The following is a 22,070-nucleotide window of genomic DNA, read 5'->3' as shown; positions in this document are numbered from 1 at the left end:
CGAGGAGGGTGCACCCCCCATGTCCAAGGAACAGAAGCTGGTCGACTACCTGAAGTGGGTCACGGCCGACCTGCACAAGGCGCGGCGACGGCTCGCGGAGCTGGAGTCCGGCCGCGACGAGCCGGTCGCGATCGTCGCGATGGCCTGCCGGCTGCCCGGCGGGGTGTCCTCGCCGGAGGACCTGTGGCGGCTGGTGTCCGGCGGGCACGACGCCATCACGCCGTTCCCCGAGGACCGCGGCTGGGACGTCGAGGGCATCTACGACCCGGAACCGGGGCTGCCCGGCAAGTCGTACTCCAAGCACAGCGGGTTCATCGACGACGCGACCCGCTTCGACGCCGAGTTCTTCGGCATCAGCCCGCGCGAGGCGACCGCGATGGACCCGCAGCAGCGGGTCCTGCTGGAGGTCGCGTGGGAGGCGCTGGAACGCGCGCACATCGACCCCACGGCCCTGAAGGGCAGCAAGACCGGCGTGTTCGCCGGGGTCGTGGCGCAGAGCTACCTGGACCTGTGGGGACCGCGGGAGCTGGAGGGCTACCTGACCACCGGCGGCCTGACCAGCGTCGCCTCCGGCCGGCTCGCGTACGCGCTCGGGCTGGAGGGGCCCGCGGTGAGCGTGGACACGGCGTGCTCGTCGTCGCTGGTCGCGCTGCACCTGGCGATGCAGTCGCTGCGGCAGGGCGAGTCCACGCTGGCGCTGGTCGGCGGCAGCACGGTCTACGGCAACCCGTCCGCGTTCGTGGACTTCTCCCGCCAGCGCGGCCTGGCCGCGGACGGCCGGTGCAAGTCGTTCGCCGCGGCGGCCGACGGGACCACCTGGTCCGAGGGCGTCGGCGTGGTGGTGCTGGAGCTGCTGTCCGAGGCGCGCAAGAACGGCCACCGGGTGCTCGCGGTCGTGCGGGGCAGCGCGGTGAACCAGGACGGCGCGTCCAACGGGCTGACCGCGCCGAACGGGCCGTCGCAGCAGCGGGTGATCCGGGCCGCCCTGGCGAACGCCCGGCTCGCGGCCACCGACGTCGACCTGATCGAGGCGCACGGCACCGGCACCCGGCTCGGCGACCCGATCGAGGCGCAGGCCCTGTTGGCCACCTACGGGCAGAACCGGCCCGCCGACCGGCCCGCGTGGCTGGGGTCGCTGAAGTCCAACATCGGGCACACCGTGGCGGCGGCGGGCATCGCCGGGGTGATGAAGGCGGTGCTCGCGATCCGGCACGGCGTGCTGCCGAAGACCCTGCACGTGGACGGGCCGACGCCCGCCGTCGACTGGTCGGCGGGTTCGGTGTCGCTGCTGACCGAGCAGCGGCCGTGGCCGTCCACCGGCGACCAGCCGCGCCGCGCGGCGGTGTCCGCGTTCGGGGTCAGCGGCACCAACGCGCACGTCATCCTGGAGCAGGCGCCCGAGGTCGCGGCGGAGCCCGCCGCCGAGCCGCCGCCGGCGCTGCCGTCCCCGCTGCCCCTGCCGCTGTCGGCGCGGTCCCCGCAGGCGCTGCGGGCCCAGGCGACCCGGCTGCTGGAGTGGCTGGCGGAGCACCCGTCGGTCGAGCCGGCGTCGGTGGCCCGGTCCGCGGCCCTGACCCGGGCGGCCCTGTCGCACCGCGCGGTCGTGCTCGGCGACCCGGAGGACGGCCTGCGCGCGATCGCCGACGGCACGTCCCACCCGTCGGTCCTGCACGGGTCGCCGGTCGGCGGGAAGACGGCGTTCCTGTTCACCGGCCAGGGCGCGCAGCGCCTCGGCATGGGCGTGCGGGCCGCCGCCGCGTTCCCGGTCTTCGCCTCGGCCCTGGCCGACGTGGAGGCGCACCTGCGGCCGCACCTGGACGTGCCGATCCGCGACGTGGTGTCGGGCTCCGACGCCGACCTGCTGCGGCGCACCGGGTACGCGCAGCCGGCGTTGTTCGCGGTCGAGGTCGCGTTGTTCCGGCTGCTGGAGTCCTGGGGCGTCCGACCGGACTTCCTGGCCGGCCACTCGATCGGCGAGATCGCCGCCGCGCACGTGGCCGGCGTGCTGTCGCTGGCCGACGCCGCCGCCCTGGTCGGCGCGCGGGCGCGGCTGATGCAGGCGTTGCCCGGGGGCGGCGCGATGGTGGCGGTCGAGGCGGGGGAGGAGGACGTCCTCCCGCTGCTGGTCCCCGAGGTGGGCATCGCGGCGGTCAACGGGCCGTCGTCGGTGGTGCTGTCCGGCGCGGCCGAGGCGGTCGACGGGATCGCGGCCGTGCTGGCCGGGCGCGGGCTGAAGACCAAGCGGCTGTCGGTGAGCCACGCGTTCCACTCGCCGCTGATGGCACCGATGGCGGAGGAGTTCGCGCGCGTCGCCGCCACGCTGGAGTACCGGGAGGCGACGATCCCGATCGTGTCCACGGTGACCGGCGCGCTGGCCGGCCGCGAGCTGCGGGACCCGGACTACTGGGTCGCGCACGTGTCGCGGACCGTGCGGTTCGCCGACGGCGTGCGCGCGCTGCGCGACCTCGACGTGACGACGTACCTGGAACTCGGGCCGGACGCCGTGCTCAGCGGCCTGGTCGGGACCGTGGTGGACGCGTCGGCGGCCGTGCCGACGATGCGCCGCGACCGGGACGAGGCGCACACCGTCGTCGCCGCGGTGGGCCGCCTGCACACCCGCGGCGTCGGGGTGGACTGGGCCGCGTTCCTCGGCGGCGCCGCGCCGCTGGTCGACCTGCCGACCTACGCGTTCCAGCGCGAGCGGTTCTGGCTGACCCGCGACGCCGCCGCCGGACCCGACCTGGCCGCCGCCGGGCTCACGCCGGCGGAGCACCCGCTGGTCGGCGCGGCGGTCCCGCTCGCCGGGTCCGACGGGGTGCTGGTCACGGGCCGGGTGGCGGTGCGCGACCACCCGTGGCTCGCCGACCACGTGGTGGACGGGGTGGCCGAGCTGCCCGGCTCGGTCCTGGTCGAACTCGCCGTGCGGGCCGGCGACGAGGTCGGCTGCGCCCGGCTCGACTCCCTGACCGCCCTCGCGCCGGTGGTGTGGCCCGCCGACGGCGCGGTGGTCGTCCAGCTGGCGCTGGGCGCGGCGGGCGCCGACGGCGCGCGGGCGCTGGAGGTGCACACCCGGCCGCACGGCTCCGGCGCGCCCTGGGAGCTGGTGGCGCGCGGCGCGGTGAGCCCCGAGCGGTGGCCGGCCGCGGTCGAGGTCGACGGGCCGGAGGTCACCGTCGAGCTGCCCGACCCGTCGACGGCCGCCTCCTACGGGCTGCACCCGCAGTTGCTGGACGCCGCCGTGCGGGCGGTGTCGGGCGGCCTGGTGGCGTCGGGCTGGAAGGGCTTCCGGCTGCACGCGGTGGGCGCGACGGCGGTCGTCGCGCGCGCCGCCCGGGCGGGCGACGTGCTCGCGCTGCGGTTGGCCGACCTGTCCGGCAACGTCGTGGCGACCGCGGACGAGGTGGTGCTGCGGGAGCCGGAGCGGGGCGTGCTGGACCGCTCGGCGGGCGCGTTGTTCGACGTGGTGTGGGAGCGGGTCGACCTGCCCGAACCGCCGCCCACCTCGCTCGCCGTGCTCGACGTCGGGCGCGGCACGCCCGAGCTGCCCGGCGCGCGGCGGGCGGCGGACCTGTCCGACGCCGTCGGCGCGGACGCGGTCGTGGTGCCGTTCCTGACCGGCGCGGCGGACGACGAGGTGGTCGACCGCGTGTTCGCCGACACCCGGGCCGCGCTGGAGCTGACCCAGCGGTGGTTGGACGACCAGCGCCTGTCCGGCGCCCGCCTGGTGGTGCTGACCTCGGGCGCCACCCCGGCCCACGGCCGGACCGCGCCGCACGCCGCGGCGGTGTGGGGCCTGCTGCGCTCCGCGCAGTCGGAGAACCCCGACCGGATCACCCTGGTGGACCTCGACCCCGCCCACCCGAACCCGGCCGGGGTGGCCGCCGCCCTCGCGTCCGGCGAACCGCAGGTCGCCCTGGGGCTGGACGCGCGCGTGCCGCGCCTGGCGCGCGTCGCCAAACCGGTGCCGCCGGGCGCGACGACGTGGCGCGGACCCCTGGGCGGCGACCTCGCCGACCTCGACGGCACGGTGCTCGTCACCGGCGGCACGGGCACCCTGGGCGGGTTGTTCGCCCGGCACCTGGTCGACCGCGGCGCGCGCCGGCTGCTGCTGGTCAGCCGCCGCGGCGCGGCCGCGCCCGGCGCGGAGGAGCTGCGCGCGGACCTGGTCGCCGCGGGCGCGAGCGTGGACATCGTCGGCGGCGACGTGACCGACGAGGCCGTCCTGGCGGGCATCCTGGCCCGGGCCGCCGCGCCGGTGTCGGTGGTCCTGCACACCGCGGGCGTGCTGGACGACACCGCGTTCCCCACGCTGACCCCCGAGCGGCTCGACGCCGTGCTGCGGCCGAAGGTCACCACGGCGTGGCACCTGCACCGCCTGGTCCCCGACGCGCACCACGTCCACTTCTCGTCCATCGCGGCCACCGTCGGCGGGCCGGGTCAGGCGAACTACGCCGCGGCCAACACGTTCCTCGACGCCGTCGCGCACTTCCGCGTCGCCAACGGCCACCCGTCCACGTCGATCGCGTGGGGCCTGTGGTCGATGCCCACGGGCATGGGCAGCGGTCTGTCCGAGGTGGACCTGGCGCGCATCGCGCGCAGCGGCTTCCGCGCCATCACCGCGGCCGACGGCCCGCACCTGCTCGACGCCGCGCTGGCCACCGGGCTGCCCGCCGTGGTCGCGACACCGCTCGACGTCGCGGCGATCCGCGCCTCCGGCCGGGTGCCCGCCCTGTTCGCCGACCTCGTCCGCACGCCGGCGCGGCGCCGGGCGGGCAACAACGCCACCCCGGCCGTGCCGCCCGCCGAGCAGCTCGCCGCACTGGCCCCGGACGAGCGGTACGACCTGCTGCTGGACCGCGTCGGCGCCGAAGTCGCCGCCGTCCTCGGCACGTCGTCGCCGCCCGAGCCGACCCGGCCGTTCACCGAGCTGGGCTTCGACTCGCTGACCTCGGTGGAGCTGCGCAACCGGCTCATCGCCGCGATCGGCACGCCGCTGCCCGCCACGCTCGTGTTCGACCACCCCTCGCCGCACGCCGTGGCCGAGCACCTGAGCGACCTGCTGGCGCCGTCGGCCGAGGCGCCGGTCCGGGCCGAGGTCGACTTCGCCGCCGAGGTGCGCCTCGCCGACGACGTCCGGCCGGCCGCCGAGGTGCTGACCCACGCCGCCGACCCGCGCGAGGTGCTGCTGACCGGGGCGACCGGCTTCCTCGGCGCGTTCCTGCTGCGCGACGTGCTGCGCACCACCGCGGCCCGGGTGCACTGCGTCGTGCGTGCCGCCGACCCGGCCGACGGCCTGGCGCGGATCGCCGACAACCTGCGCTGGTACCGGCTGGACGGCGAGGTGGACCTGTCCCGCGTCGTCGTCCACGCGGGCGACCTCGCCCGGCCCCGGCTCGGCCTGGCCGAGGAGGTCTTCGACGCGCTGTCCCGGTCGGTGGACGTGGTGTACCACGCGGGCGCGACGGTGAACTGGCTCCAGCCGTACGCGGCGCTCAAGGCGGCCAACGTGACGGGCACCGAGGAGGTGCTGCGCCTGGCCGCCGCCCACCGGACGGTGCCGGTGCACTTCCTGTCCTCCACCGGCGTGTTCGACCAGCCGGTGGAGCCGGGCGTGCCGCTGAGGGTCGACGACGTCCCCGGCCCGCCGGAGCTGCTGTCCAACGGCTACCGGCAGACCAAGTGGGTGGCCGAGAAGATGATCGACCTGGCCCGCGACCGCGGTCTGCCGGTGTCGGTCTACCGCGTGGACGTGGTGTCCGGCGACCAGGTCAACGGCGCCTGCCAGACCAAGGACTTCCTGTGGCTCAGCCTCAAGGGGATCCTCCAGGGCCGCGCGGTGCCGGCGGGCCTGGCCGGGCGGTTCCACCTGGTGCCGGTCGACTACGCCAGCGCCGCCGTCACGCACCTCGCCACCCGGCCCGAGGCGGCCGGCCGCACGTTCCACGTGTCCAACCCGAACCCGATCCGCTACCGGGAGATGATCGCCCACCTGCGGGACGCCGGGTACGACCTGCGGGAGCTGGACTGGCCGCAGTGGCGCGACCGGGTGCGGGCCGACCGGGACAACGCCCTGCAACCGCTGCTCGACGCGTTCGAGGCGATCGCGGCGGCGGGGGAGGGCGCGTACCCCGACTTCGACGTCTCCGACATCGAGGCGGCGCTGCGGGGCAGCGGCATCGAGTGCCCGCCGATGGGCGCCGACCTGTTCGCCAAGTACGTCGAGTTCTTCGCCGGCGCCGGCTACTTCCCGCGCGCGGACGCCGACAGCCCCCGCCGGTAGCGACCACACCCCCGGGCGCCGACGGGAGAACACCCCGCACCGCCGTGGAGGCGGTGCGGGGTGTCCGTTCGCGCGGCAGGTGCGGCCCCGGCCGGGGCCGTCGCGCGACGGCCCCGGCGCGGCGTCAGATCCGCTTGCCCTCGGGCAGCACGTACCGGTTGAACATCAGCTCGCGCAGGACGTCGTCGCCGCCCTCCACGATCGACACGTAACGCATGTCGCGCACCAGCTTGCCGATCGGCGAGTCGCCGGTGTACCCGAGCCCGCCGAACAGCTCCGACCCCACCGTCGCCACCTGCCACCCGGCCTGGCCGGTGAACATCTTCGCCGTCAGGGCCGACTTCAACGCGCCCTGGCGCAGGAACTCCGCGCCGGGCGAGGGCAGCGCCGCGATGGCGTCGAAGTCGCGCCCGGCCGCCGCGCACTGGTTGCGCATGACGCCGATCGCCATCTCCATCTGCCCCGCCTTGGCCGCGAACACGGCGTTGTTCAGCAACGTCGAGCCGCGCAGCTCCTTGGTCCGGGCGTAGTCGACGGCCAGGTCGCGGATCCGCCGCGCCACGCCGACCGCGGTCGTGGCGATGAGCACGCGGCTCGCGTTCAGCCCCACCTCCAGGATCCGCAGGCCCGGCCCGGTGAGCGCGTGCGACACCGGCACCCGCACGCCGTCCAGCGCGACCTGGTAGGTGCCCGACGCCCGCAGCCCGAGCACGTCCCACCGCTTCACGATCCGCACCCCGGGGGCGTCCCTCGGCACGACGATCGCGGCGTGGCCGGACGGGTTGTCCGCCGACTTCGCCACCACCACCAGGAAGTCCGCGAACGCGGTGTTGGTGGAGAAGTACTTCTCGCCGTTGAGCACGAGTTCCGCGCCCTCGCGGACGGCGACCGTGGCCGTGCGGCCCAGCTCACTGCCCGCGGCCTCCTCGCTGCCCAGCGTCGCGCCGAACCCGCCGGCCGCCGCCAGCGGCTCCAGGTAGCGCTTCTTCAGCTCGTCCGACCCGTACAGCCACACCATGTTCGTCGCCATGATGGAGATGAACAGCGTGAACGCCACGCCGGCGTCGCCGTAGGCCAGCTCGGACACGATGTCGACGCCGTGCTCCAGGCCGATCCCGTGGCCGCCCAGCTCCGGCGACAGCCACCAGTTCATCAGCCCGGTCTTGGCGAACCTCTCGTACAGGGGCAACGGCATGTCGCCCAGCACGTCCAGCTCGGGGCGCTCGCCCAGCAGCTCGTCGCGGACGAACTCCCGCACCAACCCCAGCGCTTCCTCGGCATCCATCGGTGAACCCCCCTCAGACCAGACGACCGGACGGGTCGCGCAGAACCTCCACCGCGGCCCGCAGGCCGGTCTCCAACCGCGTGATCTCCTCGTCGGTGAGCTGGAGCGACGGCTCGAACCGCAGCGTGTTCGTGGCGCTCGCGGTGGGGAACGTGCGGATCGCGTGCTCCCGCAGCAGGTAGCCGGCGATGGCGTAGCCGAGCATCCCGGCGGCGGCCTGCCCGGCGACCGCGGGCGAGGGCGACGCGCTCTGGTCGTAGAACTCCAGGCCCAGCATCAGGCCCCGGCCGCGGACCTCCTTGACGAGGTCCGGGTGGTCCGCCCGGATCGACTCCAGCATCGCGGTCAGCTTGCCGCCCAGCTCGGCCGCCAGGCGGTACGCGCGGCCGCCGTCGGCCTCCAGCAGGTCGAGCACCTTGCCCGCGATCGTGGTCGAGAAGCTGTCCTTGGCGAACGTGGAGCTGTGCACCAGCTCGAACTCGCCCCGGTAGAACTCCTCCCGGACCAGCATCACCGCCGCCTTGGCCACGCCGCCGCCCAGGCTCTTGGACAACGCGTAGTAGTCGCCGCGCAGCCCGATCTGCGCGCTGGCGAAGAACGACCCGGTCCGGCCCATGCCGCTCTGGACCTCGTCCACCACCACCGGCACGCCCGCCTCGGCGCACGCGGCCGCGATCTCCGCGGCGAACTCGGCGCTCACCTCCTGGATGCCGCCCTCGCCCTGGATGGGCTCCAGCAGGAACGCCGTCACCACCGGCAGCTCGCGCCCGGCCAGCCCCACCTCGCCGTCCGCGACGACCAGCTCGTGCAGGTGCACCCGCTCCTGGTCGAGGATCTTGCGCACCGCGCCGGGCTCGTTGAACGGCACGAACCGGGACGGCCGGGCCAGCGCGCCGAACGGCGTGCGGTAGCCCGGGTTGTGCGTGAGCTGCACGCTGCCGACCAGCTTGCCGTGGAACCCGCTCTCCAGGCTCAGGAACACCGGCTGCCGCGCCGCCAGCTCGCCGTTGACCCGGCTCACCTCCGCGAACAGGGCCTCGACGTCGCCCTGCGGCACCCCGAGCGCGCGGTAGGCGTCCTCGGCGACCGCCGTGCCGCCGGCGACCGCGGTGCGGGCCCGGTCCAGCGCCGACTCGACCGCCTCCACGGCGGCTTTCACCTTGAGGACGCGGTCCAACTCGGCGTGCTTCACGGCGGCTTCGATCGCCTCCGCGCCGCTGTTGGCGAATACCGCGTAGTACGGCTCCGTGACCCCGAACTCGCGGTGCAGGATCGCGTTCAGCCGGTGCGCCAGGTCGTTCGCGTAGGGGTGGCGGGAGAACTGGGCGTGGATCGGCGTGCCCTGTTCGAACAACTCGCGGGCGAGCGCGACCAGTTCCGGGTGGTTGTGCCCCAGCAACACCGAGCCGTACCCGCCCGCGAAGTCGAGCACCGGCCGCTCCGTGCCGTCTGCCTGCCTCGCGAACAGCGTGTTGCCGCTCGACCGGACGTATTCGGCGTCCAGGTGGTAATCGGTCAACCAGCCGAGCATCGTCGGTTCGGCCAATTCGATCGGGGGTGTGGTCATGGGCTGTCCCTCGTCACTTCCGGTGGGCAACGCGGAATGGGATTCGTGCGGACCACGCGAGGCTAACCGGGGTCGTGAACCGGTCGGGAACGGTGCGGTAATCGCGTTCTTCCGCAGTGCTCCCACCGGATTCCGCGATTGCGACGAAAAGCCGTCGTGCCGCGATTACCGGCTCCGACGCGGTTCCCGGCGGGCGGTCAAGCGCTCCGGTGTCCGCTGAAGCGGTTCAGTAGCGCATTGTCGGTGCTGTCACCCGCTCGGGGCGAGGTGGAACGTTGCCGTTGGCGTCGTACAACCGCCCGTTGCCGACGTGGACGCCTCTCGCGGCCGAAACCGCCGGCGCGCCCGGAAGCGGGGCGAGCACCGCGAGCAGGGTCGCGACCGCCGCCAGAGCCCATCGTTTGACCCGCGCCGGCATTCGGGAGAGGCCGCCCGCAGTACGGCCTGGCGTGGCGACGTGTGACCGGCGTTGGCCGGAGGCGTCCGTCCGCAGGTCCCGCAGGTCACACCATCGGGTGATAACCGCCGCCTGGGGTGGCCGGCTCGTCCTATCGTGTGCGGTGTCCGCACCCGTGGACCGCTCTCCGTAGCGCGGCGCGAACCAGCGGGAGCCGGGATGGCCGTGGCGCTGCTGCGACTCCGGGCGCGCCGCTCGGCCGACCCGCCGCCGAACGACGCCACCGGCGGGCCGAGCGCGGTCCCCGACGGGCCGAGCGACGTCACCGATGGGTCGAGCGCGGTCCCCGGCAGGCCGAGCGAAGTCCCCGGCAGGCCGAGCGAAGTCCCCGGTGGGCCGAACGACGTCCCCGGCGAGTCGAGCGCGGTCACCGGCGGCCGTGCCGGGGCGGGGTGACGGCGGTGCCGGGCGCGAGGCTCGCGCTCGTGGTGGCCAACGGCGCGTACGAGGACGCGAAGTTGCGCGCGCTGCGCGCCCCGGCGGCGGACGCGGAGCTGCTGGCCTCCGTGCTGCGCGACGAGCGGATCGGCGACTTCCAGGTGAGCACGCTGTTCGACGAGCCGGCCGCCGTGGTGGCCGAGGAGGTCGAGGGCTTCTTCGCCGACCGCCGCCGGGACGACCTGCTGCTGCTCTACCTGTCCTGCCACGGGGTGAAGGACCCCGACGGGCGGTTGTACTTCGCCGTGCGCAACACGAAGCTGCACCGGCTGGCCGCCACGGGCGTGTCGGCGCAGTTCGTGAACGAGCAGATGAACCGCAGCCGGTCCCGCCGGATCGTCCTGCTGCTGGACTGCTGCTACAGCGGCGCGTTCACCCGGCTCGGCAGCAAGTCCACCTACGACGTGCACGTCCGCGAGCGCTTCGACGGGCACGGCCGGGCCGTGCTCACCGCGTCGAACGCGATGGAGTACGCGTTCGAGGGCGAACAGCTCTCCCTGGACGCCGCCGCGCCGTCCGTGTTCACCGCCGCGGTGGTGCGCGGCCTGCGCACCGGCGCGGCCGACCGCGACGGCGACGGCCGGGTGTCGGTCCACGACCTCTACGAGTACGTCTACGACTCGGTCCAGGAGCACACGACCGGCACGCAGACGCCGGGCATGTTCGCGAGCCTGCACGGCAGCATCTACCTCGCCCGCGACCCCCGCGCCGGGGCCGGCACGAGCCTGGACCCCGACCCCGGAACGCCCCGGCCCGGACCCGCGCTCGTCCCGGTCGAGCCGCCGGGCGGCCGGACCGGGCGGTGGCGGCGGTGGGCCCGGTCGAGGTGGCGGTGGGCGGCCGGCGCGGCGGCGCTCGTGCTGCTGCTCGTCCTCGGGGTGGTGGTGTCACGGCCGTCGCCCACGCCGCAGTGGACCCGGGTGGCGGACCTGCCCGCCCCGGTGGAGGCCGCCGCGGTGACCGCCCACCTGGGCGGGATCTGGGTGGCCGGCGGGATCTCCCCGGACGAGGACCGGCACAAGCTCGACGCGGTGCAGGTGTACGACCCGCGCTCGGGCACGTGGTCCTCCGGTCCCCGCCTGCCCGTGCCGCTGAGCCACGCGGCGCTGGTCAGCGACGGGTCGCGGCTCTTCCTGCTCGGCGGCTGGGCGCAGGTCGGCGCGGTGGCCGAGGTGTGGCGCCTGGACCGGCCGGACGGCCAGTGGACGCCCGACCGGCCGCTGCCCGGTCCGCGCACGGCCGGCGCGGCGGCGTGGGACGGGGCCCGGGTGGTGTTCGCCGGGGGTGTGGCCCCGGACCAGCAGGCGACCGCGACCGTGTGGGCGTTGCAGCAGGACGCGTGGCACGACCTGCCCCCGTTGCAGGTGGCCCGGGAGAAGCTGGCCGCCGTGACGGACTCGAACGGCACGGTCTGGTTCGTCGGCGGGCGCGATCGCGACGCGGGATCGCTCTACGGCGCGGTGGACGAGGTTGCCGGCGGCCGCACCCGGTCGCTGGGCTACCCGGTCCCGGCGGTGGAGGCGCCCGGTGGCGTGTGGTGGCCGGGGGTCGGGCCGTGCGTCGTCGCGGGGTACGCGCCCGACGGGTTCAGCGACCGGACGGCGTGCTGGCGCGGCGCGGCGAAGCCGGACCTGCCGCGGCTGCCCGAGGCGCGGGCCGGCGTCGGCGCGGCGGTGCTGGACGGCGTGGTGTACGTGGTCGGCGGCTACAACGACGGCGAGCACGGTTCCGGGCACGTCTTCGCCTTCCGCCCGTGACGGCGCCGCGACCACAGGGCGATCAGCGGCGGGGCGGCGCTCGCGGCGAGCGTGACCGACAGCCAACACGCCGGCGCGGCGCGGTCGGCGCCGGCCGTCACCAGACCGCCGGCCAGCGCGACCAGCGCCGACGCGGCCCAGGCCAGGTGCGGGACGAAGGTGCGCGGCCGGTCCCGGCTGACCAGGTCGCCCTTGCCGGTCACCTGGTAGCGCAACGCCCGGTTGGCGACCGCGGCGGCCGCCGCCGCGACGTACACCGGCCCGGACATCGCGGAGATCGCCAACCCGGACAGGCCGGACTCGCGCCGCTCGTGCTCGGCCAGGTTGAACCGGCGCAGCCACCGGAACAACGCGAGCCAGGCGAGCACGGTGCCGCCCCACAGCACCGGCCACACGCCACCGCCGGCCCCGCGCGGCGGCCCCGGCAGCAGGCACAGCCAGGTCGCCGCGTTGCCGCACAACCAGCACGCGGCCGCGCCGGGGTAGAACGACTGCATCAGCGCGTACGCCAGGCGTTGCCGCGGCGCCAGCCGGGGCATCAGCCGCGGGCTGTGGTGCAGCGCGATGTCCCACACCCCGTAGGCCCAGCGGCGCTGCTGGTTGAAGTAGTCGGCCCAGCTCACCGGCCCTTCGCCGACGGCCAGCACGTCCGGCGTGTAGACGCCCTTCCACCGTCGGCCCGTGGCCGGGTTCGTCGTCGCCACCACCGTCATGCCGGTCAGGTGGTCCTCGGTGAGCGAGTCCTGGTAGCCGCCGATCTGCCGCCACGCGCGGACCCGGTACAGGTGGTTGGTGCCGATGAGCAGCGGCGCGCCGAGCCCGTTGCCGCCGCGCTGCACGACGCCGTTGAACAGGTAGGACTGGGCGGCCGCCGCGTGCGGCACGAAGCCGTGCGCGGTGTTGCCGTAGACCTGCGGCGCCACCACGTAGGCCACGTCGGGGTCGCGGAAGTACCCGAGCGAGCGGGCCAGGAAGTCCCGCACCGGCACGTGGTCGGGGTCGACCTGGGCGACGACGTCGTAGTCCGACTCGTGCTCGGCCCGCCAGGCGTTGTGGTTGCCCGCCTTGGTGCGCCGGCGGTAGGGGCCGGACGGCCGGTTGTACTCCGGCCTGCCGGCGCGGGAGAAGTGCCGGACGCCGAGGCGGGCGGCCGCGGCGCGCACGTCCGGGTCGTCGCCCTCGTCCAGCACCCACACGTCCACGCGGCCCGCGTAGGCGAGCCGGCGCATCGCGCGCAGTGTCGGCACCACGGTGTCCAGCGGCTCGCTGGCGGGCACGATCGTCGTGAGCACGGCGACCCGCAGCCCCGGCGGGGGGCTCATCGGCACGGGATCGCGGGCGGCCAGGCAGAACACCCACATCGCCGCCGCCTGCACCGCCCGGACCGACTCCACGACGAGGACGAGCACCGCGCACGCGCGGCCGGGCCACGGCCCGCCGGACGTCGTGACGGGCAGGAGCCAGCCCAGGAACGCCGCGACCGCGACCGCGTCGACCGACACCAGCAGGCACAGCAACCGCCGTCGCGGCCCGGTGACGACCGGCCGGAACCGCACCGCGACCTCGGCGCCGCCCGGGTCGGCCACCGGGCCGGCGATGGCCTCCAAGCCGCGGTACCCGCCGGCCGGCCGGCGGAGCGCGTCACCCGGCGGACTCGTGCCGCGACCACTCATCGAGCACCACCCGCAGCTCGTCCGGGCGCAGCCCGCGGGCGTCCAGGGTCCGGTCGCCGACCCGCAGCTTCACCGAGCGCGAGTCGTCGCGGTCGATCCAGGCACGGACGGTCGCGAGGAGCGCGGTGAGCGTGCCGGACGTGGCGAGCGTGACGACGAGCGCGCCCACGGTGACCGGGTCGCCCTTCGCGCCCGCCGGCGCGGCGCCGCCGGTCAGCGGTTCGACGTCGAGGTCGAGTTCGAGCAGGTCGCGCCGCAGCCCGGCGGCGGCCTCGCCCACTTCGTCGGGCGCGCCGTCGGGTCCGCAGTCGACGGTCAGCACCAGGGAGTCGGACATCGGGCGACCTCCGTTCGGCGGTTCGGCTCTGTCCATTGGTGCGCTGGTCGCGGACGGTGATACGCCGGACGGCCCAGGTTCACCCGATCGTGGCTGATCCGGTCGGGCAGGCCAGGCGTTCGGCCGTCAGGCGGACACCGCCGACCGCCCTACCCTGGGACCGACCACGAGTGGGAGGCGCCATGGCCGGCACCGGTGCGGACGGCGGCTTCGGCGGCGAGCACGAAGCCGCGGCCTTCGTCCTGGACGAGATCTTCGGCTACCTGCACTCGGCCGCGTTGCGGGCGGCGGCCGCGCTCAACCTCGCCGACCACCTGCGGGACGGGCCGCGGACGGTGGGGGAGTTGGCCGAGCTGACCGGGTGCGCGGCGCCCGCGATCCACCGGGTGCTGCGCCTGCTGGCCACCAGGGGCCTGTTCAGCGAGCAGGAGCCGGGCCGGTTCCGGCTGACGCCGCCCGCCGCCGCGCTGTGCACGACCTCGCCGGTGTCCGTCCGCGAGGCCGTGTTGATGATGACCGAGCCCGCGATGTGGCGCTCGGCGGGCGAGGTGGTGGACAGCGCGCGCGACGCCACGCCGTCGTTCGACCGCATCTTCGGCATGTCGCTGTTCGAGTACTACGCCCGGGACCCGGAGGCGGCCGCCGGCTTCAACGACGGCATGGCCGCGTTCTCCCGCGTGGAGAACGCGCCGGTGGCGGCGGCGTGCGAGATCCCGGAGGACGCGACCGTCGTCGACGTGGGCGGCGGCCAGGGCGGGCTGCTGCTGGAGGTGCTGCGGCGCAACCCCTCGGCCCGGGGCATCCTGTTCGACCTGGCCCACGTCCTGGAGGGCGGCCGCCCCGCCCCGGAGGCCGGTCCGGCGGAACGCCTGCGGTCGGTGGCGGGCGACTTCCTGACCGGCGTCCCGGTGGGCGACGTCCTGCTGCTCAAGCGGATCCTGCACGACTGGGACGACGCGACGTGCGTGCGGATCCTGCGGAACTGCCGCGACGCGCTGCGCCCCGGCGGCCACCTCCTGGTGTTCGACGCGGTCCTGGCCGAGGGCGACGAGCCGCAGCAGGCCAAGGCGCTGGACCTGTTGATGATGACCGTCCTGCCCGGCCACGAGCGGACCGAGGCCCAGTTCCGCGACCTCTTCCGGGCCGCGGACCTGACCCTGCGCTCGATCACGCACGTCCACGCGATGCCGGTCTCGGTCCTCAAGGTCGTGCCGTCGCCCTGAGCGGCCCGTCGGCGGCCGACGTGGGCGCGCGGCCCCGATCGCCGTCCGCCGGTCGGCTGCGCCCGAGGTTCGGGGCGCGGGTCAACGGCAGGTGAGGTCCGCCGGCGCCGGCACGTCCAGCAGGGCGTCCCACTCGGCGGTGGTCAGGTCGCGGCCGGCCGTGGCGCACGCCGTCCGCACCAGGGCTTCGTCGGACACGTCCCGCACGGTCGCCGAGCCGCGGCCCAGGTCGTTGCCCTCGGTCACGGCCACCAGCTCGGTCCCGTCGCCGGAGAAGCCCACCCCGACCCGGCGTCCGGGCGGACCCGCCGGGATCGTGCCGACCACCGCGCCGCTGTCCAGGTCGGCCAAGGAGGTGGACCCGTCGTCGCGGACCCGTGCCACCAGCGCGCCGTTCGAGGCCGGCGGGTTGAAGAACCCGCCGTCGCCCGCGATGGCGCTGAGCCGCCGCCCGCCCCGCTCGTCCCAGATCTCCAGCTCCCCGGAGTCGCGCTGGACCAGGAGTCGGTCGCGCACGAACACCAGGTGCGGTTGCCGGTCCGGCACCGGGATGTCGCCCACCACGTCGCCGGTGCGCACCGCCCGCACGACCACCGAGTCCCCGTCGTGCACGGCCGCGAGGTCGCCGGTGGCGCTGACCGCGCCGGCGCGGAGCCTCGGCGGCTTCGGGCCGACCGGCGCACCCGGGTCGGGCACCACGGTGCGGGTCGCGCCGGTCGCGGGGTCGACCAGGTCGATGCCGCCGTCCACGCCCACCACGACCACCTGGCGGCCGTCCGACGTGAGGCCCGCGGCGAGCACACCACCGGCCCGTTCGCCCGCCGCCACGCCGCGCACGAAGTCCGGCAACCCGGCCGGCACCGCCGCGGCGCTGCCGCCGCTGGGCGGCTCGACGAGCACCGTCGCGCGGTCGCCCTCGCGGTCCCAGACGGCCGGGCCGTACTCGGCGTACAGGTTCGCGCCCAGGTCGGGGAGAGGCCGGACCGCCCCCGGCCGGTCGGTCGGTCCGGCGACGCCCGCGAACCCCGCGCCGTCGAACGCGATCAGGTGCGAGCCGTCGGGCGACGGGGCGACCCGCGGCGGACCGCACGCGGAGCACCCGCTGCCCACGTCGACCGGGAACGTGCGGCTGATCCGGTCGGCCCGCGTCGTGTCCCACACCGCCACCCGGTTGCCCGACGCCGCCACCAGCGCGGTGCCGTCCGCGCCGAGGAACCGCAGCGTGTCGGGCGTGATCCGACCGGTGCCGACCAGCCGGACGGGCTCGGTCGGCGGCGCGCCGACCTCACCCACCGGGACGACGTGGACGGTGTGGTCCTCGGCGACGGCCAACCGGGAGGCGTCCGGGCTGAGCGCGAGCGCGTCGGGATCGCCGATCGGCGCGTGGGCGGTCAGGTGGGGCCGTTCGATGTCGGTCTCGCGGTCGGTGCGCCACACCGGGATCGTGGGCGATCCGTTGGTGTAGCCGAACGCGCCGCGGTCCGCCGCGACGGCGACGCCGTCGTTCACCGTGCCGAACGAGGCCCGCGAAGCCGCCACCACCGCCCAGTCGGACAGCCGCCGCCGCTCCCAGAACCCGTACCCGCTGTCGAGGAGGAACACCTCGTCGTCCGAGGTCTCGACCAGGTCGGCGGCCGTCGCCCGCTCCGCGCCCTGCTCGTGGTCGGTGCCGGTGAGCGGGCCGTCGCCGACCGGGAACGCGGTGACCGCCATCCGGCCCTGCCACACGTCCTCGGCGACCGAGAGCAGGGCGGTGCGCCCCGACGGTGACACCGCCGCGCCGTGGACGCGCCACCCCGCGCGGACGGCGAGGGGTTCCACCGGCCGCCCGGGACGGGCGAGGCTCGCGCCGTCCCGGCTCGCGGCCACCACGACGTCGCCGTCGGCGCTCATCGACACGCCGCGCGGCTCGCCGGTGAGCCGGAACAGGCGCTCGGGTTCGCGCTGGTCCAGGCGCCACCGCAGGACCGCGCCGTCGCGCAGGACGACGGCGACCGCGCCACCGTCCGCGCTCGTGGCCACTTCGACGACGTCCTGGTCGAAGGGCAGCGTGCGCACCAGCGTGCCGTTCTCGGTGACGGCGCGGAACAGCGTGGCCCGCGTTCGCGCGTTGGCGTCGGTCCGGAACGCCCGCACCGCCAGCAGGTTCCCCACGTCGAGGTTCGTGGCGAACTGGCTCTCGGCCACCGAGGCGAGCCGGTGCGACAGCGCGACGCGCGCCTCGTCGTCCGCCCGGCCGCCCTGCACGACCGCCGTGACACCCAGGACCAGGGCCAGGGCGGACAGGAGGGCGAGCGCGGTGACCGCGCCGCGCCGCACGCGCCGGGTCCGGCGCCACTCGCGTTCGTCCTCGTCGTGCAGCTCGTCCTTGTCGACGCCGTACAGGCGGGCGGCGATCGCCACGGCCACGTCGCGCAGTCGTGCGCTCCGCTCCCGCTCGTCCGCCGCGACGACGTCGCCCCAGTGCGGTTCGGAGGTGAACCAGCCGGCCAGGTCGGGCGGCAGCGCGTCGGTGGCGGCCCAGTCGAAGTCGCCCGCCTCCTCGTCCCAGGCGATCGTGCCGGCGACGCGCACCACGGAGAACGTCGCGCGATCCCGGTTGTCGCGCCAGAACCGGACCTCGCGGCGCACCCAGGTCGACTTCGCCGCCTGCGGCGAGGCGATGAGGACGAAGTGGTGGGAGCGCCGCAGTTCCCGGGCGATCGACTCCCAGAGGCTCTCCGACATCACCAGGTTGGTCTGGTCGCGGAAGATCCGCAGCCCACTGCGCTGGTACCACGGCCGGCCGACCCGGCGGACCAGGCGTTGCAGGCGTGCCGCGGTGCCGTCGTCGGCCTGGTGGCTGTAGGAGATGAACGCGTCGTAACCCCGAGTTCGGCTGGTCATCCGCACCGGTCCCCGTGACCTGCCGCCGCGAGGGCGACGGCGTGGATACCATACTCGGGTTGGGCATCGCCGGGCCGGTGCGACACGGCCGGCGTCGGTCGCGGCGGGAGGCGCGCATGATCCGGAGGTCCGCGCGGTCGGTGCCGGCCGTTGCGGTGGGTGTGCTGCTGGCCGCCTGCTCGGTCGCTCCCGCCCCGTTCGCCCCGCCCGGTCCCGTGACCGGTTCGATCGGTTCGACCGGTTCGGCGTCGGCGTCCCGGCCAGGGGGAGAGGTGCGCGCGGTGCGGCTGCCCGAGGGCGCGTTCCCGCGCTACCCGGCCGTGGGGCCGGACGGCGCGGTGTGGTGCACGGAATCCTCCGGTGAGGCGATGGCGCGGGTCGGCGCGGACGGCACGGTCACCCACGTGCGCCTCCCGGGCGGCACCGGCGGCCCGGACGGTGTGGTGCGCGGTCCGGACGGCCTGATGTGGTACACCGCGCACCAGGTGGTCGGCCGGATCACCACGGACCTCCGACCCTCAGGCTGGAGCGGCGGTCCGCTCGGGTACCCGGCGGCGCCGACCGCGGGACCGGACGGCGCGATCTGGTTCACCAACGAGACGAACCCTCCCGCGATCAGCCGGATCAGCGCGGCCGGCGCGCTCACGCACCACCGCTTCGACCCCGGGGGTGAGAACCCGTACCTGTCGGGCATCGCCGCGGGGCCGGACGGCGCGCTGTGGTTCACCGAGAACTTCATGATCGTCGACGGGCCGCACGGCATCGGCCGGATGACCACGGACGGCGAGTACCGCCGCTGGGTCCTGCCCGCCACCTCGGCGAACCCGCGCCGGATCGTGGCCGGTCCCGACGGCGCGCTGTGGTTCACCACCGCTCGCGGCCTCGGCCGGATCACCGTGGACGGCGCGATCACCGAGTTCCCCACGCCGCCCGGCGCGGAGCCGTTCGACCTCACCGCGGGCGCGGACGGCGCGTTGTGGTTCACCACCGACGAGCGGAGCATCGGCCGGCTCACCACGTCCGGTGAGATGACCCTCCACCCGATCGAGGGAGCGGAGCAGTTGATCGGCATCACCGCGGCACGGGACGGCACCCTGTGGATCGCCGACGGCGAGGCCGACACGCTGTGGCGCTACACCCCGGCGAGGTGACGGCGCGCCCGCTTCACGCGGACCGGCCCGCCCGCCGCCGGGTGACGAGGCGCCGCACGGCGAACACGCCCCCGCCGAGCACGGCCAGGCCCAGGAGGGTGAGCGGCGCGCCCGGCAGCGGCCACGAGGAGCGGACGTACTCGGTGACGGTGACGACGGCGCGGTGTGGTTCGTCGGTCGCGGAGCGGGTGATGAGGATGTCGTCGGTGATGCGGGTCGGGTTGAACTCGCCGTCGTAGCGGGTCAGGAAGCGGCGGCCGGGCAGCATCGCGGACAGCGCCGGGTGGTCCGGGTGCGGTTCCACCGGGCCCGCGAACGTCAGGTCCGGCGGGCGGCCGCCCGGGGCCGGGTTGCCGACGTCCACCCGGTGGTCGGCCAGCACGTACAGGCGCAGCGGCTGGACGACCTCGGCGGTGGCGGACAGCCGCATCGGGTAGACCGGGGTGTCGGTCTCGAACGCCAGCCGCATCGGCGGCAGGCCGTCGGCCAGGCTGCCCGACGCCGGGGCCAACCGCACCGCGACGACGAGCCACCCCTCCGCCAGGTACGGCCCGAGCGCGGTCCCGAGCGCGGTGGGCAGGGTGAAGTCGTGGGCGCCGAGCCAGTCCGCCACGGCGGTCGCGTCCGTGCCGGCGAGCTGGGCGACCTCGTACGGCCCGACCTCGACGTGGTCCACGACGGTCGCGCCCTGGTCCGACCGCGGCGCGCCGCCCACGCCGTCGCCGTCCACCACCACGCGCCGCACCTCGACGTCCGGGCGGCTGATCCGGTCCAGCTCGCCGAACAGCTCGCCGTCGGCCACCTCGAACCGGGCGCGGGCGGGCACCGGCATCAGGAACGCCGCCTGCGTCGCCTCCGACCGCGCCCGCACGGACAGGGTGATCGATTCGGTGCGGCCGGTCAGCTCGACCAGCGCGGTCTCCTGCTGGGCGCGCAGCTTGTCGTTCGCCACGAACGCCCCGCACGCGCACGCCCCGGACGTCGCGGGGTCGAGCACCACGGTGGTCAGGGCGAGCGCGAGCACCACCGCGGACCTGGTCGCCGATCGGCCGATTGCCATGACGCGTCGGACGCGTCCGGACGCCACCGGGTTCCGCCGTTCGACACCGGTCACGGAGCCGGTCGCCGCCGTGCCATGCTGTGACGGGCAACGCATCCGGGGGTGTGCATGGCGTCGAAGCGCAAGGGCGGTCTGGCCCCGTACGTGGCGCTGCTGGTGGCGGTGGTCATCCTGGTGCCGCCGGTGCGGGAGGTCGTCTTCGACCTGCTGCGGCCGCTGGCCGACCTGATCGGTGACGTCAACCCGTTCAAGGGGTGACGCCGCCGGCGGCCCGGCGCGGAGACCACGCCGTGCCGCCGGGTCAACCCTCCGGGTAGAAGAGGAACAGCGTGCAGCCGGTGGCGGTCGCGGGGACGTGCCACGTGCCCGCCGGGGCGTGCAGGAACGTCCCGGCCGGGTAGTCGCGCGCGCCGTCGTGGAACGTGCCGGTGAGCACGTAGACCTCCTCCGGCCCCGGTTCGTGCACGTCGCGGTGCGGCCAGGACGCGCCCGGGTCCATCTCCAGCACGTTGGCGTGCGCGCCGGTCGGCCCGGTCCACAGGGGACGGACGCGGACGCCGGGGAACAGCTCGCGGACGGGGGATTCGGCGACGGTGGCGGAGGTGTAGCCCTCCTGGTCCAGGATCTCCGGGTGCATGCCCACCACGGTGCCGCCCGCGCCGCGTGCCGGGACAGTGCCGGCCCGGACGCCCTTGGGTATTTTCCTGCCATGCATCGAGTGGTGGCCTTGGTGCGTCCGGTGCAGTCGACGTTCGAGCTGGGGTGCGCCGTCGAGGTCTTCGGCACCGAGCGGGCCGGGTTACCGCGGCACTACGAGTTCGACGTGTGCGCGGAGACGCCCGGTCCGGTGCCCACGACGGCCGGGTACTCGATGGTCGTGCGGCGGGACCTGTCCGCGCTCGCGTCCGCCGACACCGTGCTCATCCCGGGCTGGGCCCCGGTGGAGGCGCCGCTGTCCGCGCCGGTGCGCGACGCGCTGCTGGCCGCGCACGCCCGCGGCGCGCGGCTCGTGACGATCTGCTCCGGGGTGTTCGCACTGGCCCGCACGGGGCTGCTGGACGGGCGTTCGGCCACCACGCACTGGGCGCGGGCCGAGCAGCTGCGCCGCGAGTTCCCCGCGGTGCGCGTGGAGACGGGCGTGCTCTACGTGGACCACGGCGACGTGGCCACGAGCGCCGGGGCGGGCGCGGGGCTGGACCTGTGCCTGCACCTGGTCCGCCGGGACCACGGCGCGGCCTACGCCGCCCGGCTCGCCCGGCACATGGTGATGCCGCCGCACCGCGAGGGCGACCAGCCGCCCCCACCGCCGCCCGCACCGCCCGCGGAGGCGCTGGACGGCCTCCTCGACTGGGCCGCCGCCCGCCTCGGGACGCCGCTGTCCGTGGGCGACCTCGCGGCGCACGCCCGCGTCTCGCCCCGCACCCTGGCCCGCCGCTTCGCCGACCAGCTCGGCACGAGTCCGGGCGCGTGGCTGCTGGCCCGCCGGGTGGCCGAGGCGCGCACCCTGCTGGAGGAGACGAACCTGCCGGTGGAGGCGATCGCGGCCCGGGTCGGTCTCGGGTCGGCCCTCGCCCTGCGCCGCCGGTTCCGCGCGCTGGTGGGGACGACACCGGGCGCCTACCGGCGGGCGTTCCGGGCGGCGTCACCGGCCTCCGGCGAGCGTTCCGCGTGACGCCGTTGAGCCTCGCAGGCCGAAATTTTCGGCAGTCGCATCGGTGGTCTGGTTAGCCCTACCGGCGGCTCTACCTGCTGTCTTGCGTCTCTATAGGCGTTATTCAACCCCTTGACGCCCACAATCACGCATCCTAGTTTGCGAAAGCGTCAAATCAAGGTATCGCAAGTTTCGGACTCGGCTCGACCTCTTGGAGGAAGTGATGTCCAGAACTGCTGTCACCGTCGCCGGCAGGCCGGTGACCCGTGGCGCGCGACGACGCCTGGCCGCGGCCCTGGCCGGCG

At 75.5% G+C, this 22,070-nt stretch carries 13 protein-coding genes and 1 pseudogene; 7 read left to right on the top strand and 7 right to left on the bottom strand.

The window, feature by feature from the left end; all coding sequences use genetic code 11:
* Positions 1-31: 31 nt before the first annotated feature.
* A pseudogene (locus ACWEFJ_RS15780) lies at positions 32-6,280 on the top strand (thioester reductase domain-containing protein); the annotation flags it as partial.
* A gap of 124 nt (positions 6,281-6,404) precedes the next feature.
* Here the strand turns inward: ACWEFJ_RS15780 and ACWEFJ_RS15775 are convergent.
* Together ACWEFJ_RS15775 and ACWEFJ_RS15770 are read right to left on the bottom strand one after the other, a co-directional pair.
* A complete protein-coding gene (locus tag ACWEFJ_RS15775; RefSeq protein WP_378089217.1) occupies positions 6,405-7,565 on the bottom strand; it encodes an acyl-CoA dehydrogenase family protein in 1,161 nt (386 codons plus the stop codon).
* A gap of 13 nt (positions 7,566-7,578) precedes the next feature.
* Positions 7,579-9,132, bottom strand: a complete 1,554-nt coding sequence (locus ACWEFJ_RS15770; RefSeq protein ID WP_449714123.1) for an aspartate aminotransferase family protein — start codon at positions 9,130-9,132, stop codon at positions 7,579-7,581.
* Between the two features lie 616 nt (positions 9,133-9,748).
* Here ACWEFJ_RS15770 and ACWEFJ_RS15765 point away from each other — a divergent pair.
* Entirely contained in the window at positions 9,749-9,985 is a 237-nt protein-coding gene (locus ACWEFJ_RS15765; protein ID WP_449714122.1) for a hypothetical protein, read from the top strand.
* Positions 9,986-9,990: 5 nt separating this feature from the next.
* On the top strand, positions 9,991-11,784 hold the full coding sequence (locus ACWEFJ_RS15760) for a caspase, EACC1-associated type (protein ID WP_378089211.1): 1,794 nt from the start codon (positions 9,991-9,993) through the stop codon (positions 11,782-11,784).
* Here the strand turns inward: ACWEFJ_RS15760 and ACWEFJ_RS15755 are convergent.
* On the bottom strand, positions 11,733-13,391 hold the full coding sequence (locus tag ACWEFJ_RS15755; protein WP_449714121.1) for a glycosyltransferase: 1,659 nt from the start codon (positions 13,389-13,391) through the stop codon (positions 11,733-11,735). The genes ACWEFJ_RS15760 and ACWEFJ_RS15755 overlap by 52 nt on opposite strands.
* 34 nt (positions 13,392-13,425) lie before the next feature.
* Entirely contained in the window at positions 13,426-13,794 is a 369-nt protein-coding gene (locus tag ACWEFJ_RS15750; protein WP_449714120.1) for a hypothetical protein, read from the bottom strand.
* Positions 13,795-13,976: 182 nt separating this feature from the next.
* On the opposite strand from ACWEFJ_RS15750, the gene ACWEFJ_RS15745 reads away from it, so the two are divergent.
* Entirely contained in the window at positions 13,977-15,017 is a 1,041-nt protein-coding gene (locus tag ACWEFJ_RS15745; protein ID WP_449714119.1) for a methyltransferase, read from the top strand.
* Positions 15,018-15,098: 81 nt separating this feature from the next.
* Here the strand turns inward: ACWEFJ_RS15745 and ACWEFJ_RS15740 are convergent, their stop codons facing one another.
* Positions 15,099-17,903 carry a TIR domain-containing protein gene (locus tag ACWEFJ_RS15740; protein ID WP_449714118.1) on the bottom strand — a complete coding sequence of 935 codons (2,805 nt, stop codon included), beginning with the start codon at positions 17,901-17,903 and terminating at the stop codon, positions 15,099-15,101.
* A 116-nt stretch (positions 17,904-18,019) separates the two neighbouring features.
* On the opposite strand from ACWEFJ_RS15740, the gene ACWEFJ_RS15735 reads away from it, so the two are divergent.
* A complete protein-coding gene (locus ACWEFJ_RS15735) occupies positions 18,020-19,054 on the top strand; it encodes a Vgb family protein (RefSeq protein WP_449714117.1) in 1,035 nt (344 codons plus the stop codon).
* A gap of 13 nt (positions 19,055-19,067) precedes the next feature.
* Here ACWEFJ_RS15735 and ACWEFJ_RS15730 read toward each other — a convergent pair whose 3' ends face one another.
* A complete protein-coding gene (locus tag ACWEFJ_RS15730; RefSeq protein ID WP_449714116.1) occupies positions 19,068-20,114 on the bottom strand; it encodes a DUF2330 domain-containing protein in 1,047 nt (348 codons plus the stop codon).
* A 108-nt stretch (positions 20,115-20,222) separates the two neighbouring features.
* On the opposite strand from ACWEFJ_RS15730, the gene ACWEFJ_RS15725 reads away from it, so the two are divergent.
* Positions 20,223-20,372: a hypothetical protein gene (locus ACWEFJ_RS15725; RefSeq protein ID WP_378089195.1), complete on the top strand. Its 150-nt coding sequence runs from the start codon at positions 20,223-20,225 to the stop codon at positions 20,370-20,372.
* 43 nt (positions 20,373-20,415) lie between these two features.
* Here ACWEFJ_RS15725 and ACWEFJ_RS15720 read toward each other — a convergent pair whose 3' ends face one another.
* Complete coding sequence (locus ACWEFJ_RS15720; protein WP_378089193.1) at positions 20,416-20,751, bottom strand: cupin domain-containing protein; 336 nt, start codon at positions 20,749-20,751, stop codon at positions 20,416-20,418.
* A 72-nt stretch (positions 20,752-20,823) separates the two neighbouring features.
* Between ACWEFJ_RS15720 and ACWEFJ_RS15715 the strand changes: the two genes are divergently transcribed.
* The gene (locus ACWEFJ_RS15715) at positions 20,824-21,786 is read left to right on the top strand and encodes a GlxA family transcriptional regulator (protein WP_449714115.1); all 963 of its coding nucleotides are present in this window, start codon (positions 20,824-20,826) and stop codon (positions 21,784-21,786) included.
* Positions 21,787-22,070 lie beyond the last annotated feature (284 nt).

The organism is Actinosynnema sp. NPDC004786 (genome assembly GCF_053601135.1).
The sequence above is the reverse complement of the archived record's forward strand: the minus strand, read 5'-3'. Positions and strand labels throughout refer to the sequence as shown.

What these genes read in the sequence shown, in the direction of transcription:
- ACWEFJ_RS15725 (WP_378089195.1), top strand. Translation starts at nt 20,223, where the DNA reads ATGGCGTCGAAGCGCAAGGGCGGTCTGGCCCCGTACGTGGCGCTGCTG.
- ACWEFJ_RS15745 (WP_449714119.1), top strand. Translation starts at nt 13,977, where the DNA reads ATGGCCGGCACCGGTGCGGACGGCGGCTTCGGCGGCGAGCACGAAGCC.
- ACWEFJ_RS15750 (WP_449714120.1), bottom strand. Translation starts at nt 13,794, where the DNA reads ATGTCCGACTCCCTGGTGCTGACCGTCGACTGCGGACCCGACGGCGCG.
- ACWEFJ_RS15770 (WP_449714123.1), bottom strand. Translation starts at nt 9,132, where the DNA reads ATGACCACACCCCCGATCGAATTGGCCGAACCGACGATGCTCGGCTGG.
- ACWEFJ_RS15715 (WP_449714115.1), top strand. Translation starts at nt 20,824, where the DNA reads ATGCATCGAGTGGTGGCCTTGGTGCGTCCGGTGCAGTCGACGTTCGAG.
- ACWEFJ_RS15730 (WP_449714116.1), bottom strand. Translation starts at nt 20,114, where the DNA reads ATGGCAATCGGCCGATCGGCGACCAGGTCCGCGGTGGTGCTCGCGCTC.
- ACWEFJ_RS15735 (WP_449714117.1), top strand. Translation starts at nt 18,020, where the DNA reads ATGATCCGGAGGTCCGCGCGGTCGGTGCCGGCCGTTGCGGTGGGTGTG.
- ACWEFJ_RS15740 (WP_449714118.1), bottom strand. Translation starts at nt 17,903, where the DNA reads ATGACCAGCCGAACTCGGGGTTACGACGCGTTCATCTCCTACAGCCAC.
- ACWEFJ_RS15775 (WP_378089217.1), bottom strand. Translation starts at nt 7,565, where the DNA reads ATGGATGCCGAGGAAGCGCTGGGGTTGGTGCGGGAGTTCGTCCGCGAC.
- ACWEFJ_RS15720 (WP_378089193.1), bottom strand. Translation starts at nt 20,751, where the DNA reads ATGCACCCGGAGATCCTGGACCAGGAGGGCTACACCTCCGCCACCGTC.
- ACWEFJ_RS15765 (WP_449714122.1), top strand. Translation starts at nt 9,749, where the DNA reads ATGGCCGTGGCGCTGCTGCGACTCCGGGCGCGCCGCTCGGCCGACCCG.